16 protein-coding genes and 1 riboswitch are annotated in these 17,570 nt (G+C 35.2%); of the genes, 3 read left to right on the top strand and 13 right to left on the bottom strand.

Annotated features, from left to right (window positions below; genetic code table 11):
* Positions 1 to 10 precede the first annotated feature (10 nt).
* From CEF19_RS15920 to CEF19_RS15890, 7 genes are all read right to left on the bottom strand, one after another.
* Positions 11 to 610 carry an SdpI family protein gene (locus tag CEF19_RS15920; RefSeq protein WP_100406959.1) on the bottom strand — a complete coding sequence of 200 codons (600 nt, stop codon included), beginning with the start codon at positions 608 to 610 and terminating at the stop codon, positions 11 to 13.
* Entirely contained in the window at positions 607 to 876 is a 270-nt protein-coding gene (locus CEF19_RS15915) for an autorepressor SdpR family transcription factor (protein WP_198510372.1), read from the bottom strand. Before CEF19_RS15915 ends, CEF19_RS15920 begins: the two co-directional genes overlap by 4 nt.
* 251 nt (positions 877 to 1,127) lie before the next feature.
* The gene (locus tag CEF19_RS15910) at positions 1,128 to 1,460 is read right to left on the bottom strand and encodes an aminoglycoside phosphotransferase/kinase family protein (RefSeq protein ID WP_100406957.1); all 333 of its coding nucleotides are present in this window, start codon (positions 1,458 to 1,460) and stop codon (positions 1,128 to 1,130) included.
* Positions 1,461 to 1,463: 3 nt separating this feature from the next.
* Positions 1,464 to 1,760: a hypothetical protein gene (locus CEF19_RS15905; protein ID WP_100406956.1), complete on the bottom strand. Its 297-nt coding sequence runs from the start codon at positions 1,758 to 1,760 to the stop codon at positions 1,464 to 1,466.
* A gap of 596 nt (positions 1,761 to 2,356) precedes the next feature.
* Positions 2,357 to 2,797 (bottom strand): NUDIX domain-containing protein, encoded by a 441-nt coding sequence (locus CEF19_RS15900; protein WP_100406955.1) that lies wholly within the window; start codon positions 2,795 to 2,797, stop codon positions 2,357 to 2,359.
* A 253-nt stretch (positions 2,798 to 3,050) separates the two neighbouring features.
* Entirely contained in the window at positions 3,051 to 4,241 is a 1,191-nt protein-coding gene (locus CEF19_RS15895) for a cation:proton antiporter (protein ID WP_100406954.1), read from the bottom strand.
* Between the two features lie 935 nt (positions 4,242 to 5,176).
* Complete coding sequence (locus CEF19_RS15890; RefSeq protein ID WP_100406953.1) at positions 5,177 to 5,764, bottom strand: NAD(P)H-dependent oxidoreductase; 588 nt, start codon at positions 5,762 to 5,764, stop codon at positions 5,177 to 5,179.
* Between the two features lie 494 nt (positions 5,765 to 6,258).
* Between CEF19_RS15890 and CEF19_RS15885 the strand changes: the two genes are divergently transcribed.
* Entirely contained in the window at positions 6,259 to 7,995 is a 1,737-nt protein-coding gene (locus CEF19_RS15885; RefSeq protein ID WP_100406952.1) for a methyl-accepting chemotaxis protein, read from the top strand.
* A 63-nt stretch (positions 7,996 to 8,058) separates the two neighbouring features.
* Here the strand turns inward: CEF19_RS15885 and CEF19_RS15880 are convergent, their stop codons facing one another.
* The 3 genes from CEF19_RS15880 to CEF19_RS15870 form a co-directional block, all read right to left on the bottom strand.
* Positions 8,059 to 8,265 (bottom strand): helix-turn-helix transcriptional regulator, encoded by a 207-nt coding sequence (locus CEF19_RS15880; protein ID WP_100406951.1) that lies wholly within the window; start codon positions 8,263 to 8,265, stop codon positions 8,059 to 8,061.
* Between the two features lie 368 nt (positions 8,266 to 8,633).
* Entirely contained in the window at positions 8,634 to 9,227 is a 594-nt protein-coding gene (locus CEF19_RS15875; protein WP_100406950.1) for a DJ-1/PfpI family protein, read from the bottom strand.
* 49 nt (positions 9,228 to 9,276) lie between these two features.
* Positions 9,277 to 9,732 (bottom strand): 2-thiouracil desulfurase family protein, encoded by a 456-nt coding sequence (locus CEF19_RS15870; RefSeq protein WP_100406949.1) that lies wholly within the window; start codon positions 9,730 to 9,732, stop codon positions 9,277 to 9,279.
* 355 nt (positions 9,733 to 10,087) lie between these two features.
* Here CEF19_RS15870 and CEF19_RS15865 point away from each other — a divergent pair, with 355 nt between their 5' ends.
* Positions 10,088 to 10,699 (top strand): cell wall hydrolase, encoded by a 612-nt coding sequence (locus CEF19_RS15865; protein ID WP_227522010.1) that lies wholly within the window; start codon positions 10,088 to 10,090, stop codon positions 10,697 to 10,699.
* Positions 10,700 to 10,984: 285 nt separating this feature from the next.
* Here the strand turns inward: CEF19_RS15865 and CEF19_RS15860 are convergent, their stop codons facing one another.
* Positions 10,985 to 12,655, bottom strand: a complete 1,671-nt coding sequence (locus CEF19_RS15860; RefSeq protein ID WP_100406948.1) for a ribonuclease J — start codon at positions 12,653 to 12,655, stop codon at positions 10,985 to 10,987.
* Positions 12,656 to 13,136: 481 nt separating this feature from the next.
* Positions 13,137 to 13,219, top strand: a riboswitch (cyclic di-GMP riboswitch).
* Between the two features lie 49 nt (positions 13,220 to 13,268).
* Between CEF19_RS15860 and CEF19_RS23220 the strand changes: the two genes are divergently transcribed.
* Positions 13,269 to 13,586 (top strand): hypothetical protein, encoded by a 318-nt coding sequence (locus CEF19_RS23220; protein ID WP_157800975.1) that lies wholly within the window; start codon positions 13,269 to 13,271, stop codon positions 13,584 to 13,586.
* Between the two features lie 183 nt (positions 13,587 to 13,769).
* On the opposite strand, the gene CEF19_RS15855 is transcribed toward CEF19_RS23220, so the two are convergent.
* Together CEF19_RS15855 and CEF19_RS15850 are read right to left on the bottom strand one after the other, a co-directional pair.
* On the bottom strand, positions 13,770 to 14,822 hold the full coding sequence (locus tag CEF19_RS15855) for a tetraprenyl-beta-curcumene synthase family protein (protein WP_100406947.1): 1,053 nt from the start codon (positions 14,820 to 14,822) through the stop codon (positions 13,770 to 13,772).
* Between the two features lie 162 nt (positions 14,823 to 14,984).
* On the bottom strand, positions 14,985 to 17,369 hold the full coding sequence (locus CEF19_RS15850; protein WP_227522009.1) for a beta-glucosidase: 2,385 nt from the start codon (positions 17,367 to 17,369) through the stop codon (positions 14,985 to 14,987).
* Positions 17,370 to 17,570 lie beyond the last annotated feature (201 nt).

Raw genomic sequence — 17,570 nt, 5'->3', positions numbered from 1 at the left:
TTATACCATTCTAATTTGCTGTATTTTTATACGCTTTATAAGAACATAATATGGATACAAATAATGTACAAGCAAGGATGGTAAAGAAAACAATAAGCATTAGCACCCCTGGCAAAAATACGCAAAATAACATTACTATACCACCTATAAATAATGGGAGAGAAAAGGGTCGGATCACCGCATTCCACACTTGGTTAGTTGACTTACCTAACTGTGACGCGTTTTGATTTAATTCATATTGAAATCTCGGCAGTGTGTTGGCTGTGGTAATAAGTACAATTCCAACGCTAATTGGTATAAGTAGTAGCAAGTTAACCTCTATCCCTTTAGTTTGAAGAAGTAACCCACAATGAAGTACAAATAAGATAGTGGTAAGTGCTAAATAAATGTTTTCAAGTCCATTTTTAAAGCGATCGTAAAAGCCTTGCAGTTTAGTCATTTTTGGAAGGATGAAAAGGTTGCTAATTACGAGAACCATTGTAAATGGGATACTAAATAAAAGTACCTCACTTGAACCATACATTCCTTCTTCAATAGTAATATTTGAGGTATAAAGACTCACGCCAAAAGCTAAAAAAATTAAAAAAATCATGCAACTTTTTTTTATCACGATTTCTCCCCCTTGGAACTAAATTGAACAACCCACTGTAAAACATCCTGGAAAACCGTTGAATTTAAAGAATAGTAAACATACTGCCCTTTTTTTAGTGAATACACTAAATCAGCATTTTTTAAGATTGATAAATGCTGTGATACCCCAGGTTTACTCATTTCAAAATGTTTAGCAATATCCCCAGCTGTTAAATCTCCGTTTCGTAATAAGTCTAATATCTTCCTTCTGTTCTCATCGGACAAAGCTTTAAATAATTCATTTATTGGCAATCAATACTTACCTCCTTTACGGAATTAATTAAGTAATTACTTAATTAATTAAATTATAACAAGTTGGATTAAAATGTCAATAAAATTGTGCAAGGATTTATTGTCTCCCATTGACTGTAGGCTTTAATATTAATAATGACCCAGATACAATTAACAAACAACAAATACAGTATTTGACAACGTACTCTCCTACTGTATTTATATTTACCATTATCTCAATCGAAGCATGCCATAATTTTTTAGATTTATTTATCAACCATTTCAAATGAAAAACGATAGCCATCGATAATACCGCAAAGTTTAATTCGGAGATCGATGAGCCAATCGGGATATTCGGTCGATTCTTCAATGTCAACACTTCTTATCAATATTGCAAAGGAAACTAATTTGTGCAACCTCTCGAATCCCCACGCTTTTTCAAGTATGTTTAAATCTAAATTAGTTTCACTTCTATACCCTTCGATGAATTTTTTTATAATAGGAGATTCAATATTAAATTCTCCTACCTCTCTTAGTGCATAAACAATATCCGCTACATACCAATGGCTAGCACAATCATCAAAGTCAAGCATTCCCATCTGCTAGTTTTCAATAAGGACATTATCAAGTTCAAAATCATAATGAATCAAACCGAAGTTCTCTTCCGTAACACTTAATCCTTCCGCCCAATTTGAACCTCTTTCACACGAATCATTAAATCTTAAATAGTATCTTTTTCCCTCTTTCTGAAAAATAAAAATAAAATTTGCACTTGCTCGCAAACAAAATACTGAACCTTTATCATATCCCCATTTTTCTAAAATTAGATCTGCTAACTGGCTTTTCCATTTACTATCAACCGTTTCAAATACTTTTTTCATCGTACTGAGTTTCATCATAAACTTCGCCTCGTTTTTTATTTAATTTTTGATTGAATTGTCTTTTTTTTACTTTTAACTTCTTAAGTTCTAGTAACTGTTTTTAATAACAATCAAATCGCCGCTGGATTATTGACTCAGTCTCTAGTGCTCCTTTGTTTTTCCACCATCTAGCATTCTCTTTTTAAATTTTCTCCTTCCTGAAATAGGTAACTTTTTCACATAGGCATTTTCTCTTGTAAAAAAGTTAGAAGCACCAATTGGAAATTAAATTATGGAGCTCATTTGGTTAAAATCAGACAAAAAACCACAGAGTTATATAAAATAACCCTGTGGTTCAAATGTTTAATTCAGAGTAAAAAAAGCTCATGCTTATTACCTTGATCTAAACATAATGTTAAATCATTTTTTCCTACTGATTTATACCGTATGAGTGAGAGACAATAATTCAATTCCCAAGGTTAACTTCATTAAATTTGTGAACTGCATATTCTCACCCCTTTCCATATCAGTAGGGATATTTTACCTTTTATTTAATTTAAATCAATTACTTTATTCAAACTTTCTAAAACAAATCGAAATCGTTCTACCACAGGTTACTTTTTATAATAATTTCATTACCTAATAAACGCCAATTCGTTATTAGCAAGGGCATCCTTTAACCACCTGGGATGCATTTCCAATAAGTCTTGAGGTAACTTCTGCTGCTCAAAAAACTTAATTTCCTGTGACTCAGAAGAATTACATTTCAGTTCCCCACCAGTAATTTCAGCAAGAAAGCAAGTTGTTATAAAGTGGATTACTTTCCCTTTTGGGTAAACAAAGACCTGAGAATTAGGGTCAGAGTATACACCAATAAGCTTTTTAATTCTTATTTCTAAATTGGTTTCTTCTTTTACTTCTCTGATAGCAGCTTCAGAGACGGTTTCCCCTATTTCGATATGGCCTGAAGGGATACCCCACAGTCCTACATCGGTCCTTTTTTGTAATAAAACTTGATACTCCTCATTAAAAATAATAACTGCAACCCCAGCTTTCACATCATCAATTCTTTTCATGTGATAAACTAAACCTCCTTAAAAGTAATAAAAAAGTCCGAAGAGAAAGATTTCAACGTATAACAAATACGCTGAACCTTTCCCCTCGGACCTTTTATGTCAATAGGTGCCTTTTACATATCGTAAAAGATGTAGCCCTTGGTCACGGACCTAACTAAATAGCGGAGCCCTAGCTACAATTTTCCAGTTCATCTTTATTTTACAACTAATACTCAAATAATGAAAGATACTCTTCAAGTTAACTACAAAGCCATTATTCGTGCTCCAACCACTTCAAAAGTGGGTAAATTCCAAGGCTTTGCAAGACAAGAGAAATAAACACAACAGAAAACGCGAGCGAAAGTATTGTGTTTGTATTGTCTGTCGCCATGGCATCCAAACTTAACAATAAAAACACGGACATTGTACCTCGGATACCCGCCCAGGAAATTAGGGAAGCTTTTTTCCAGTCCATCATTTTTCGCCATTCGTTAAATAAATTCATCGTGGCGGTTATCACAAGGAAGCGAATAAGAATAGAGAGTACAAATATTCCCATAGCGAGACCCCAGGGGGCAGACGACAAATATTCTGGAGCTCGAATTCCTATTAGTAAAAACAAGAGCGATAGCAGTGTGGGCTCGACCACTCCCCAAAAGCCAGACAAGGCTTCATAGTAATGATCCTCTTTGTTCATATGGGTAAATTCCCATGACAGCACGATCCCAGCAGCGACAGTCGCCAATACACCGGAAAAACCGAAAGCTTCAGCAAGCTGAAAAACTCCATAAGCAATCACGATACTAAGCATTATTTGATATTCACGATGATGTGTAATGTGAACAGCTTTGCTTAGTATCCAGCCTGCTATAATCCCAAGCCCCGTACCGCCAATAGAGACGTACGCAAATTCCCCTAAAATAGACCATAAATTAAATGCATTTTCATTTATGTACATGCCCGATAGCACACCAAATAACACAACACTTGACGCATCATTAAACATCGACTCACCTTCCACGATATCGACAATGCTTTGATCATGTACTGTTTGTTTCAGTATTGAAGTAACTGAAACAGGGTCATTTGGGACGAGGATGGCAGCTACCACCAATGCCCCGATAAAGGAAACAGGTAAAAACAACCCTCCTATATAATAAATCAATAGCCCTAGAAGGACTGCGGTCGTAACTACCCCAACCGTACTGAGTAAACCGATGATTCCTCCAATTTTCCGTAATGCTTTTGTAGAAAATTGATAGGCTGCTATAAATAATAAACCTGGTAAAAAAACATTATATATCATATGTTCTGTTACCTCGACATCGGAAAAATAAGGAATAAAAGATAATACGATTCCGATTAGAAGAAGGATGATCGGTACAGGAAAAAATTCTTGTTTTTTATCAATCGTAAAGATAAAATAGCCGATACATAATAGAATAATAACGAGTGTTATAGACATATGGCTCACCTCCAGAATGAAACTGCGATTGCGCCGTCCAATTTTTTACTATCCTTTAGTCCTTTAAGATCGTATAAAAAATATAAAGATTAGTAATGAGCCCACAAGCTGTTTACTCATTATTTAGAATATGTCCTAAAAACTTCTCCAGTTTTCTTATATATTCCTCACAAGCTAAATTGTAAACACTTGAACTCATTTCCCTTGTTCTTACTGTCTCCATCAAAGTTTGATGAGAAAATAGCCAGTAGAAACTTAATTATTCATGAAAGTCTTATAATTACCCACTGTGCTTACTAAACAAGAAAAAAGCATTACTGTTTTCCCGGTAATGTCCCTTTATATAATGAAGAAGGTGAAATCCTGTTACAATGCTTTTTTTCTTAACTCTATTATAGTGTTACCATACTCTCCCTACGATTCATGGTTTCACTATATTCTTAAATGTTAATTTTTCTATACTAACTTGTTTACAAGTTATTCATTCTGGGAATCGTTTATTAGACCGGACGAAAGGGAGGATACTAAATCATGCTAAGAACTATTTTAATGATCATCGGAGCAATTGTAGTTATCGGTATCATTATTTCTCTACTGTAAACTATGAAAAACAGAACCAAGGAATCGATGCTACATAATGGGACACACTTTAGGGTAAAGAACCTTTTTTATTATATTCAGATCAATTTTACACTCGGTCGGATGATTAGTCTAAATACTATAAATTTAGGATAATAATATAAGAAACCCTTTATAGTAGTAGCTGCATTAACTAAAGTACTGAGGGCGATTCATCCCACTCGATTAGGTTGGTGATGAATCGTTTTTTATGTGGTTTAAAATTAATTCAACAATTATCTGAAAATAGCGAAGGCTACACCCATAACATCGAGGTAGCCTTCGCTTAACTAATTTAATTTGGCTGTTTTAGTGCCTTATTTGGAAAAATGTAAAGCAATTGTATCCCTAACTTCCTTTAACATACCTTTGTAGGCTTGTTCATCAAGGGAACCGATGCTTCCAAATAGTAAATGGTCAACAGGTTCAATGCCAGTGAACTCAAATATCCCAATGTCGGACGTGACTTTCAGACCTGCTGTCATGCCATTCTCATCGTATACATCTTTAGGTGTACCGTGTGTATTGATAGTAAAACCTTTTTTACCTTTCAATAGCTTAATTATACCTTCTTTACCAATAGCATAAGCATAGCCGTATGCGAATACTCGATCTACATATCCTTTAAGAATTGCAGGGAGACCAGTCCACCAAATAGGGTAAATAAATGTAATAACATCTGCTCCATTAATAAATTCTTGTTCCTTTTCAATATCCTTTGGAGTTTGTCCTGCTTTCATAGATGCCGTGTCTTCTGGTTTTAATACAGGTTGAAAATCAAGAGCATACAAATCACGTACAACAACTTCGTGACCGATTTTCTTTAATGTGTGTACCGTAGTATCCAGGATAGCGTGATTTAAACTTTCGGGGTGTGGGTGAGCATAAACAATAAGATGTTTCATATTAAATTACCTCCACATATTTTTATTTTATCAACACCTATATCACCTACCCATTGTGCAACAACACTAATCGTGATTGCACGGGTTGCTTTGTTACTATCCGAGTTTAATAGGTAGAACTTTCTCTTAAGGAAGATAACGTATCAATTTTCTGTCTTAGAAGGTCATAACAAATTGACTTTAGGGGGCTTCGGAAACATAAGGACAATGTTTAAGGAAAAACATACAAAACTTCTAATATAGTACAAATGACATAAAAGTTATAGAAATATTTTCAAACCCTAAATCTAGGTTTATCATCTGTTATAATCTCCTTATTCAAGCGTTTTTGAGAATACCCGACATGATCTTCGCTAAAATAATTTATTATTTCACTACAAGAAAAATAACTATCTTAATAAACAAAATAATAGTATTAATTAAGTTATTCTAATGTTAAACTACCATTAAGAAAGCGCTTTCTTCTATATTAAAATACAAAAAAGGGGATTTTAATGAAACTCACACTTAAAACAAAGCTTACGATTTTTTCTTTACTTTTACTAACGATACCACTAATCGTCATTGGGATTTTAAATTATCATTCATCTAAAAATGCATTAGACGAATCTGGGAAAAATGAGTTAAAAACGAATGTTCGAATGACCATAGAATTAATTGAGTCTTTAGATGTACTAGTACAAAGTAATGTTCTTACCTTGGAAGAGGCACAAGAAAAAGTTAAAACTCAAATACTTGGAAAAAAAGCAGCCGACGGTACACGCCCTATTAATCCAGACATCAAGATTGGTGAAAATGGATATCCCTTTGTTATTGATGAAAATGGACTATTACTTGCTCATCCATCCTCTGAGGGTAATAACATTTGGGAGTCCGAAGATCCAAATGGCATTAAAGTTGGTAAGGAAATTGTAGAGGCTGCGCTTAATGGCAATGGCTACTCCTACTATAAATGGCCACTCCCTTCTAATCCTGATAAAATCGCACTCAAGGTCACATATGCAGAGGTCGATCCCTATTGGGGTTGGGTTCTAAGCTATGGAACATATATGCAAGATTTTAATGCGAAAGCAAACCAAATCTTTACAGAGCTTCTTATAATTTTAGGAATCTCCCTTGTTATTGGTATTAGTGCAACCTTATTATTTGCAAAAAGATTAGTAGATCCAATCCTTAAACTCTCCACTCAAGTAAACGAAGTCACAAGTGGTAATTTACAAATCAAACCATTAGTAATTACAACAAGCGATGAGGTAGGCAAACTTACGGAGAATTTCAATTCAATGACTTCTACTTTAAGAGATATTATGGGGAAAGTTTCCTCTTCAGCGCAACAAGTGGCCACTACATCAGAGGAATTAAATAGTGGTGCTGAAGAAAACAGTAAAACAATTGAACAAATAACACATGCAATTCAAGAGGTAGCAACTGGCACCGAAAAACAGTCAGACAACTTCAAAAACTCTGTTGATGTTGTAAACAGAATTTCAGATGATACTCAAGTTATTTCTCAACGTGCAAATATAGTTTCCGAAGCTTCCAAACAAGCATCAATGTCCTCGGATAAAGGAGAAAATATTATTAGTCAGCTTATTAATCAAATGAACGAAATCACTGATAGTACACAAGACATAAGTAGCATCATTAATGATCTCAATACAAAATCTCGCGAAATTGGTAAAATCATCTCATTAATCACTGGTATATCAGATCAAACAAATTTACTTGCCTTAAACGCGGCAATTGAGGCCTCACGTGCCGGAGAGCAAGGTAAAGGTTTTGCTGTAGTGGCAGAGGAAGTACGGAAATTAGCAGAACAATCTAATACATCTGCTTCACAAATTCAACAGCTTGTAAAAGAAATACAGGGAAAAACCGAAACAGCCGTTAATTCAATGACTACTGGAGAAAAAACAGTAAGGGAAGGAAAATATTTGGCCGATCAAGCGGGTTCTTCCTTTAAAGAAATTTCAATATCTGTTGATGAAGTCTCAAAGCGAACAGTGGAAGTAATAGACTCAGTCGAAAAAATTAACGAAGAAATGACTAAATTAAAATATTCGATGAATGATATGAACAATATCTCAGAACAGAATGCTGATTACTCACAAAATGTTGCTGCTTCGGTTGAAGAGCAAAATGCCTCTACACAAGAAATTATGGCGTTTAGCGAAACACTGGCAAAAATGGCCGAAGATCTTTCAAATTCAGTTAAACAATTTAAAATATAGTTTTCTAATGGGGAGGGTCATTAGGTCGTCTTGACCTAATGACCCTCCCCATTCTAGCTAATCTTACTCCCCCACTATAAAGAGGTCTTCTACTGTACATTCAAAAGCCTTCGCTATTTTTATCGCCAATCCTACGGCTGGTTCATATCTTTTTTTTTCAAGAGAAATGATTGTTAATCTTGTAACCCCCACTTTCTTTGCAAGTTTCTCTTGAGTGTACTTAAACCTTTTTCGATATTCGCGAATCCGATTGTCTGTGTTATTTTTCATTCTATTTATTGCTTCCTCTCACTGTATAGAAAACTATACTTTTATATTGTATACTATATTCATTTTTATATATTAACTATTACTAACTTTTCATATAGTAGAAAGGACACCAAATGAGGAAAAACCTACTAATGTTAAAATGAGGATATGAATACTAATATTTTACACGAAAAAACGTCACTCTCGGAAAAATAAGTGACAACCCTCTAATTATCTGATAAATAAGCTGCACAGTATCAGTGATGATCTCGCATTCTTCAATGTATTAATCCCTTGTTATTTGGGTTTTTTTAATGAGATATATTCTATTTACACGCAGCACTGCTTCGATTCTGCATCTAATTGGGTAGTTCTATGTAAAGAGGTAATTATAAGTCAATTTCAAATTCCATCCTTTTTGCTGTCTCCATTGAAACTTCCTTACCATGAAGCCTAGAAATCAAATGAAAGGACATATTAATTCCTGCTGAAATCCCTCCAGAAGTTATAATTGAATCTTCATCAACAAATTTAACATCTCGTTGTACAGATACTGAGGGAAATTCTCGCTCTAACCTTTCAATGTCCAGCCAATGTGTTGTTGCTTTTCGACCATCGAGAATACCCGCTTTAGCGAGTAACAGTGCCCCTGTGCAGACAGAAGTCATAAATTCTACTTTTATATATTGTTTTGCTATCCACCTAATTACATTTGAATTGTTAATTTCAGTCTTTTCAGCACCCTCTCCCCCTGGAATTATCACAATATCTAATTTAGGATGATTAGAGAAATGAAAATCCGGTTTAACCTTTAAACCATTCCTAGCTGAAACCATCTCTCCATCTTCAGAGATAGTTTTCACATTAAAGAGTTTAACATTTGATTTAGGTAAAGTTGCTAAAGAAAAAACTTCAAATGGTCCTGCAAAATCTAATACTTCTACCTCGTTAAAAAGTAATATACCTACAGTACGTTCAGACATTTAATTCCTCCCTGAAATTGAAATTTCTGCATTCGTTGAACTAGAACTTCTATTGTAATTTTGTAAATTGCTCTTCTGAAATTACGTGTAACCCATTTCTTTTAAGTAACGCAGAAGTAACCCCATTTCCAACGATTTTCTTACTCATAAATTCACCATTATAAATCATTGACCTGCCACAGGATGGACTATTCTCCTTGAGTATAACTATTTTCGCGTTTATCTCTTTTGCTTTTTTTAATGTTTCATATGCTCCTTTTATGTAAAGCTCCGTAACATCTTCCCCCGTCTTTTCTATCACTTTAGCCTTCCCATCCAAAACATCTCTGCCGCCGCCACCTACTATTTCTGCAGGTTCCCTTGGGGTTAAAAACCCACCAAGCAATTCAGGACAGATAGTTACTGCTTTATTTTCTTCAACCAATTTTCGAACACTATTATTTAAACTACTCGTACTATCATACCTTACCTCTAACCCTGCTAAACAGGAACTCACTAATATCATAATCCACCTCTTCATTATGAATTACTTCGCTAAGAAATCACTTTAAAGATACTATACACATTCAATCTATTTACGAATATTCCTCCCTTACCTAATAAAAACATTCGTCTAATACATGTATTTAAGGATTTGGCTTATCTAATAAAATGCTGATAGTTTGTTTGGGTATAGTAGATTCATTGTCAACTAGCTTTTATCTATCAAAGTCAGATAAAAGGTTTATGCGAAAAGTACCTTTAATTGTCTTAAAAATTACATAAAGATTCATAATTTAGGATCATATTCTCAATTTATATTAAATCTCCTAAATATGCCTTTTTTTATGGTTTAATAATTAAAAAGGAGTGTGTTGTGAATGAAAACTTTTTTTCTAATTGCGTTCTTTTTGATTGTCATGGCGTTTCCTTTAGAATCGCATGCTGAACAGTCCCTTCTACAAAAAGAGGACCGCGGTGAAAGTGTTGTGGAATTGCAAGGGAAATTAATTTCGATGCAGTATTTACATACGAATACGACTGGTTACTATGGTGACCTGACTGAAGAAGCGGTTCGCCAGCTTCAACGAGATTTCAATCTAACACCAGATGGCATTGCTGGCCCGAATACTCTTTACCGTCTTCAAGAAATTGAGAAGCTTGCGAGAATCGTTAACGGCGAAGCAAGAGGAGAGCCATACGAGGGACAAGTTGCCGTGGCAGCGGTTATTAAAAATCGTCTGTTGTCATCTGAGTTTCCTTCTACGATTGAAGAGGTCATTTATCAACCTAATGCTTTTACAGCAGTCTATGATGGGCAATATGAGTTAACGCCTTCTTCTGATTCCTATAAAGCAGTGAGAGATGCTTGGACAGGCCAAGATCCATCTAAAGGCGCTACTTATTATTACAATCCTGCAATAGCAACCTCCACCTGGATTTTAACGAGGACCCCGAAGTTTACGATTGGGAAACATTTGTTTGCTGAGTGAGTCGGCATACATACTTGCAAGCTAAAAAAGACTAAAATAAGATACAAATCAAACTACTTATTTTTTTCTTCTTATCCACAATCGAAGGGGGAAAGAGTTGCAGCGATAAATTCTTCAATTTCAATTTGCGAGAGCATCTGTCACTACCTCTACCTTTGGTAGATGCTTTTCGCATTGAAGAAGTATTTAGGCTTTTACCTTCTTTGTTTATCCTCCCCCTTTAAACACAAACAGACCCCCCGAAAATTTTTCAAGTAGCGTCTGTTTGGTGAGCAATTTCCCTTTTTAAATTTCAATAATAATAGGAACGATCATTGGTTTTTTCTTCGTATGAGAAAACAAGTATTGTCCTATTGATTTCTTTAACTGTTTCTTTATAACATTCCATTCGTTTCTATCTGCTTCTAATAGTTCATTCACGTTTTTGGTAATAAGCCGATTAACGTCATTTCTGAGTTCGTCGAAATCATTATACGCGAATCCTCGAGAAATAGTGTCCGGTCCAGAAACAAGTTTTCTTTCCGTTTTGCTCATGGTTAACACAATCACAAGCATCCCATCCTCTGAAAGCTGTTTGCGGTCTCGTAGCACCATATCCCCAACATCACCAACACCAACACCGTCTACGAAAGTGTTCCCTGTTGGTACTTTTCTGGTCTGACGGGCAATGTTGTTTTGAATATCCACAACATCACCATTATTGATGATAAACGTATTTTCTTTCGCTACTCCAACTGATTCCGCTAATAAACTATGATGGTGGAGCATTCGATATTCACCGTGAATTGGAATTAAGTATTTCGGTTTCATTAACGTTAGCATTAATTTCAAATCTTCTTGATAGCCATGTCCAGAAACATGCATTCCGGATGTACTTCCCGATCCATAAATCACATGAGCTCCAAGGGCAAATAAATTATCAACGATTCGTGTAACATTTCGTTCATTCCCAGGAATTGGACCTGCTGCAAAGATAATTGTATCCTCAGGTAAAACCTCAACGCCTCGAAAGCTTCCGGTAGACAGGCGAGCGAGCGCAGCCATTGGTTCTCCTTGACTTCCGGTGCATAAAATCGCCACCTTTTCAGGATCCATACTGTTGATTTGATTTTGGTCAATTAACATACCATCGGGAACTTCTAAATAACCACGTTTCATGGCCACCTCTACAACATTCACCATACTTCGCCCAAGCAATGCAAGCTTTCGGTTTGTTTTACGGGCTGCTTCAACGACCTGCTGAAGGCGACTAACATTTGAAGCAAAAGTAGAGAGAAAGACTTTGCGCTTGGCCTTCATGAATGCTGCTTCCACATGTTCACCTACTACTTGCTCTGTTGGGGTAGACCCGGGACGTTCAGCATTGGTACTCTCAGATAATAAAAGCAAGATACCATTCTTGCCGATATCTGCTATTTTGTGAATATCCGAATGCTCGTTATTTGCAGGAGTTAAATCAAACTTAAAGTCACCCGTATGGACGATAATCCCTTCTGGGGTGTGAAAGACAATCCCCAGGCAATCTGGAATGCTATGGGTCACTTTAAAAAAGTTCACTCGTATTTCCCCGAATGATAGCTCTGAGTTCGAGTCAATCTCAACGAGCTTGGTTTCCCTCAGAAGTTTATGTTCTTTTAATTTCAGTTCAATTAAACCTAATGTGAATCGCGTTGCGTAAACGGGAACATTTAATTTTTTGAGAAAAAACGGGATACCTCCAATATGATCTTCATGCCCATGTGTAACGATTACGGCGCTGATTTTATCTTGATTCTCTACTAAGTATGTAATGTCAGGAATAATCAAATCAATGCCTAATAAACTTTCGTCAGGAAACTTATTTCCACAGTCGATAATGATAATATCGTTCGAGTATTCAATTGCATACATATTTTTTCCGATTTCATTCAAGCCACCCAAAGCAAAAATTGATAATACATTCTCTGTTGTGCTCAAATTTATACCCTCCCTCGTTGAATAATATCCATAGTATGTCCTTTTGTTATTGTTTTATAAGAGGGAGACGATTTTATAAATAGAAAATAAAAATACCATTAGATAACTTAATACTTTGTCTAATGAACAAATCGATTCGCCATGTTCTGTTATATTTAGGGCGTTTGTTTACTTCTGTTAACTTTATTGTTAAATCTCTTACTGAAAAGTCCACCTTAATTGAAAGTGGTAAAATAATTTCACTAAAAAGAGAAAGAAATTTATACATAATACGACTTTTTTTGATTTTTATACTAATCGAATGCTTTTACTTACCTCACTTAAGTACAAAATCCTAGTTCTTTTAACTCTTTTTTTATTTTTTTACATTTTCTCATTAAACAAACTACAATAATAGGTTAAAATAACTATGATAATATGTATTTTATATTGCTTTTTATCTATCTAAGATCTAACTTATTTTCGTTAAAACCATTTTAAAAAAAGACAATGGCAAACTTACTGAAAGGTAAGGACGCAAAGCTACAGGGACTAATGGGAAACCGATGTCAGCCAGCTGCCTTCAGAACCTCTTCTGAAAGCGCTGCATACTTTCAGAAAGGAAGACAAAAGTATGGAAAAGTATAATAAAGAATTAAGTGAAGCCTTAAAAAAATTTGAAATCGTTCTTCATAATACTCCGGATGAGCCCAACTCCGTCTATATCTTTAATAATTTCATAAGATATTTCATAAGAGTCAAGCCAGGGAGATTCACCCTACCCGCATCGGAAATTATGGCAATTATTCAACACGAAAAGCCTTTAGTTTTCAGTTTGTTAAGAAAACAAGACAGCCCATATCTTTACTATTTAACTAATATTAATTTAGACTTTAATGAAGCAAAGGAAAAAATAGAAACTCTAAAACAAAAAGTAGAGACCCGTAAATAGAGTAAATCGAAATTTCTAAAATAATCAAAGCTACTTTACTACACCACTCTCGATTATGTATCGAGAGTTTTTTGGTCTTTGGGACGGTACTGATAAATCGGTTATTTTAACGATGATGTTATCAATAGAACCCACCTAAAGGTTCAATCACTAGCCACTAGGGTAATAAGTGAATAATTCACTTTATGCTCGACGGTAAACCCAACTATTCAAATAGAAAAACACAGTAGGTAAGCCCCCAAATTGAATAAATCGTTTAGCCGTTCTCTTTAATTCTTTATGGGCTTGGACTTTTTCATCGGCCAAATAGATGGCGATAAGACCTTTGTTTATAAGTTGGTGAAATTTCCGGTCAGGCAAACTTCGCAGACTTTCTTCCGCGCTTTCTTTTACATGTTTAATTCTTTCAACCATTTTTTCTTCATTCTCATAATAAGAAATAAAGTTTAAATCATCTTCTAACAGATCTTCTTCTTGATCAATAAAATAATCAAGCAAAATATGAAGACCTTGAACCCAAGGGAAATACCCGTTTTTCAACACCTCGACCCGTTCTAGATCTAACGGTCCATTCGCAGCATAGCCTGCAAAACAATAAATTCCTAGTGTAGAACCTGAACAAGCCGAAAACTCATACCAAGTCATAACAGGCAATTCATGCTTGTGTTTGTCATACCAATTTTCTAATAATGCCACCCGCTTATCTTTTTCTACATGTTTATATACCTGCAAATCACAAAAGTATCCCGCTAGTTGATACATCGTAGACTGGGTATCCTTAAAACCAGGAAGTTCTTTAAGGATATTTTGACAGGTGCGAACAAGCGAAGCCAGAAAACCACCATCATCCTGATCGTTCCGGTATTGATAATAATTTATAGGTTCCTCTCCAGGTTTCAAGGCGTGAAGCATTGATTTATGGAGCTCTCGAAAATCTCTTTCTTCTAAAGAAGTGCTCCTATCACACAAGTTATCTAAATAATCACTAATGGTTTGATACGCAACAATAAACCGAATGATTTTCTGGCGATTTCCCCCAGCCAATAAACCATAAACAGCCCCTCCCTCACAATGAAACGCTTTTTCTTTAATACTCGAAAGCGCCTGTTCACGAAGTTCTATATTGGGAATGTGACTCGCCTTTTCCCTCCATTCATTTAAAAAGGAATGGACCTCTGGGAGAATTTCACGATGAATTTTGTATAGCAATGTCCAAGGTGTCGTTGGTACTCTCAAAGCGTGACCTCCTAAAGTTTATACTTGTTATAGTATGTCCTTTAGGAATTAAAATCCTTCACTGATTTTCGGCAACTAAACTTATTATTCACGTTGTTGGATTTAACTGTTGTAAAAAAGACCTTTCTTCGATACGAAATTCCAAAAAATAATTGTTTCAATTTACTCGTCTTTTGAAAACCTGTTTATTTCTAATTGTGGTGCTACTACATCATTTACTTTTTCTACAATGATATCCTTTTCTATTTCGAATTTTGCTATTTCATGGATGTTTTCTGAAGAAGATCCTACATTTATTTTATATATACCTTTTTCAATTATCCATGCTGATTTTTCTTCATCAAATGAAGCAAGGTCTTTTGTAAAAAGATCAAATTTCAATAATTGATGGTGATTTGGTTTTAATTCTTTTGTTTTTTCGAATGCTTTTAGTTCTAGTGCAGGTTTTTCTAGTTTTCCATCAGGTGCTGATAGGTAAACTTCTACAATTTCTCTCCCTGGAACATTCCCCTTATTTTTTACGGTCACATTAATCGTGATTTTATCTTTTCCTTTCTGTACTAACAGGTTTTGATAATTAAATGTTGTATAAGATAATCCATAACCAAACTCATAGGCGGGCTCTACTTGAAAAGTTGAATAGTAACGATACCCTAAATAAATATCTTCTTCATAAATAACAATTGTAGGATTCTCAACCGGAGTACCTGGAAAATTATGGGACGAAGGGACATCATCGTATTTCATAGGGAATGTTGTAGAAAGTTTACCAGATGGATTCACATTACCTGATAATACATCAGCTACTGCATGCCCCGCTTCCTGCCCAGGTTGCCATGCTAAGAGAATTGCATCGACTTTATCTCTCCAGCTAGCTACTTCTATTGGTCCCCCAATGTTAAGAACCACCACGACTTTTTTCCCTTCAGCATGATATTGCTCTGCCACATCTTCAATTATTTCTTGTTCATTATCAGTTAAGAGAAAATCTCCTTTTTCATTCTTTCTGTCTTCAAATTCTCCTGATATTCTGCCAATAACGATAACACCAAGATCAGTTTCTTTTTCAACCAAGGTAATCTCGCTCGCTTTTAGCGGCTTTTCTGGGATGGTAGGGGTAACAAAACCAAAATCAATTCCTAACGGGTCTGGTTTGATTATATATTCTTCCTGTTGTCTTAAAGTTGAAATATATGTCTTATATTTGTTTAAAAGTTCCTGATTTAAGTGAAATCCCATTTCCTCCAAACCTTCTACAATAGAAACTACATATGCAGAGCGTACATTCCCACTTCCTGTACCACCTTTGATTGTTTCAATCTGTGTGTTTCCGAACAATCCGATTTTTGCATTTTTATTTAATGGCAAAGATTTCTCCTTATTTTTTAAAAGCACCATTCCTTCCGCAGCTGCTTGTCGTGCTATTTGTGCGTGTGCTTTTAGATTGGGATTATTAGAATGGTGATAGCCTTTGAAACTCGGTGTCTTTATTGCACTCCTAAGAATATGTTGAATATTCCGGTCAAGAATCGCTTCATCAAGCGTTCCATTTTTTACAGCATTTATAATTTGAATACTAATTTCTTTTTCTCCTGGCATAATAAGATCGTTTCCAGCTCTCATCTGTGCAACGGGATCAAAACCAGCAAACCAATCCGTCATCACAACCCCCTCAAAATTCCAGTCTTCTCTTAATATTGATGTCAACAATTCACTGTTTTGAGAAGAAGGAATCCCATTAAGCAGATTATATGCACTCATCATTGACCAGGGGTTGGCTTCTTTTACAGCTATTTCAAAGCCTTTTAGATACAATTCTCTTAAGGCTCTTTGTGATACGATTGTATCAATCTCACTCCTGTTTGTTTCCTGGTTATTAGCAACAAAATGCTTAACTGTTGCTCCAACCTTGTTAAATTGGACACCTTTTACATAGGAAGCACCCATTTTTCCTGTTAGTAAAGGATCTTCAGAAAAATATTCAAAGTTTCTTCCACCCAATGGATTACGATGAAGATTCAATGCTGGAGCTAATAAAATGTCTAGACCATATTCTTTAACTTCATTGCCTAAGGCTACTCCAACAACTTCAACCATTTTCTTATCCCATGTTGAGGCCAATGCAGTCTCTATCGGAAAAGCCGTTGTATAATATGTGTTTGAATCTTCTTCTCTAATTGGACTAATTCTTAATCCAGCTGGGCCATCGGCAAACAATAATATTGGAATTCCTAACCTAGGGATTGCATGTGTCACGCCCACTGCACCCGCTACTTCTGCTGTTGGGTTTCCAAACATTCCAGGCATACCTCTACCAACAACCAAATTTGCCTTTTCTTCTAAAGTCATTGCTTTTATTACCTCATCAATTGACGCGACATCTACTAATTTAGGATCTGTGTGTTGATTAGACTCTTTTTGCCAGAAGGAACTATTTGCTGCAAATGCAAATTGATTACTAAAAAGTCCACAGAATAGTATGAGACCAGTAATAATGATTAATATTAGGAGCTTTCTTCTCTTTATTTTTGTCATTCTTGTTAGCATGATTTGCTCCCATCATTTTCAAAATTGAAATCCTAACTTATAGAAAGGAAATACTATAACTAAGCTTAATATGGCACCAGTCGTATAAAATTATCAATTCGAAATTATTCTCCCAAAAAGTGATTTTCAATAATAAGGTTTTTTTATTCTGTAAATAAAAAAATGAGGTTATGTCATAAGGCGATTTTAACCTTTTGACAT

Source organism: Bacillus solitudinis (genome assembly GCF_002797395.1).
Classification (GTDB): domain Bacteria; phylum Bacillota; class Bacilli; order Bacillales; family Bacillaceae_D; genus Halalkalibacter_A; species Halalkalibacter_A solitudinis.
Note: the sequence above shows the minus strand (reverse complement) of the source record. Positions and strands in the feature narration are given on the sequence as shown.

What these genes read in the sequence shown, in the direction of transcription:
- CEF19_RS15910 (WP_100406957.1), bottom strand. Translation starts at nt 1,460, where the DNA reads ATGGGAATGCTTGACTTTGATGATTGTGCTAGCCATTGGTATGTAGCG.
- CEF19_RS15905 (WP_100406956.1), bottom strand. Translation starts at nt 1,760, where the DNA reads ATGATGAAACTCAGTACGATGAAAAAAGTATTTGAAACGGTTGATAGT.
- CEF19_RS15900 (WP_100406955.1), bottom strand. Translation starts at nt 2,797, where the DNA reads ATGAAAAGAATTGATGATGTGAAAGCTGGGGTTGCAGTTATTATTTTT.
- CEF19_RS15895 (WP_100406954.1), bottom strand. Translation starts at nt 4,241, where the DNA reads ATGTCTATAACACTCGTTATTATTCTATTATGTATCGGCTATTTTATC.
- CEF19_RS15890 (WP_100406953.1), bottom strand. Translation starts at nt 5,764, where the DNA reads ATGAAACATCTTATTGTTTATGCTCACCCACACCCCGAAAGTTTAAAT.
- CEF19_RS15885 (WP_100406952.1), top strand. Translation starts at nt 6,259, where the DNA reads ATGAAACTCACACTTAAAACAAAGCTTACGATTTTTTCTTTACTTTTA.
- CEF19_RS15880 (WP_100406951.1), bottom strand. Translation starts at nt 8,265, where the DNA reads ATGAAAAATAACACAGACAATCGGATTCGCGAATATCGAAAAAGGTTT.
- CEF19_RS15875 (WP_100406950.1), bottom strand. Translation starts at nt 9,227, where the DNA reads ATGTCTGAACGTACTGTAGGTATATTACTTTTTAACGAGGTAGAAGTA.
- CEF19_RS15870 (WP_100406949.1), bottom strand. Translation starts at nt 9,732, where the DNA reads ATGATATTAGTGAGTTCCTGTTTAGCAGGGTTAGAGGTAAGGTATGAT.
- CEF19_RS15865 (WP_227522010.1), top strand. Translation starts at nt 10,088, where the DNA reads ATGAAAACTTTTTTTCTAATTGCGTTCTTTTTGATTGTCATGGCGTTT.
- CEF19_RS23220 (WP_157800975.1), top strand. Translation starts at nt 13,269, where the DNA reads ATGGAAAAGTATAATAAAGAATTAAGTGAAGCCTTAAAAAAATTTGAA.
- CEF19_RS15850 (WP_227522009.1), bottom strand. Translation starts at nt 17,369, where the DNA reads ATGCTAACAAGAATGACAAAAATAAAGAGAAGAAAGCTCCTAATATTA.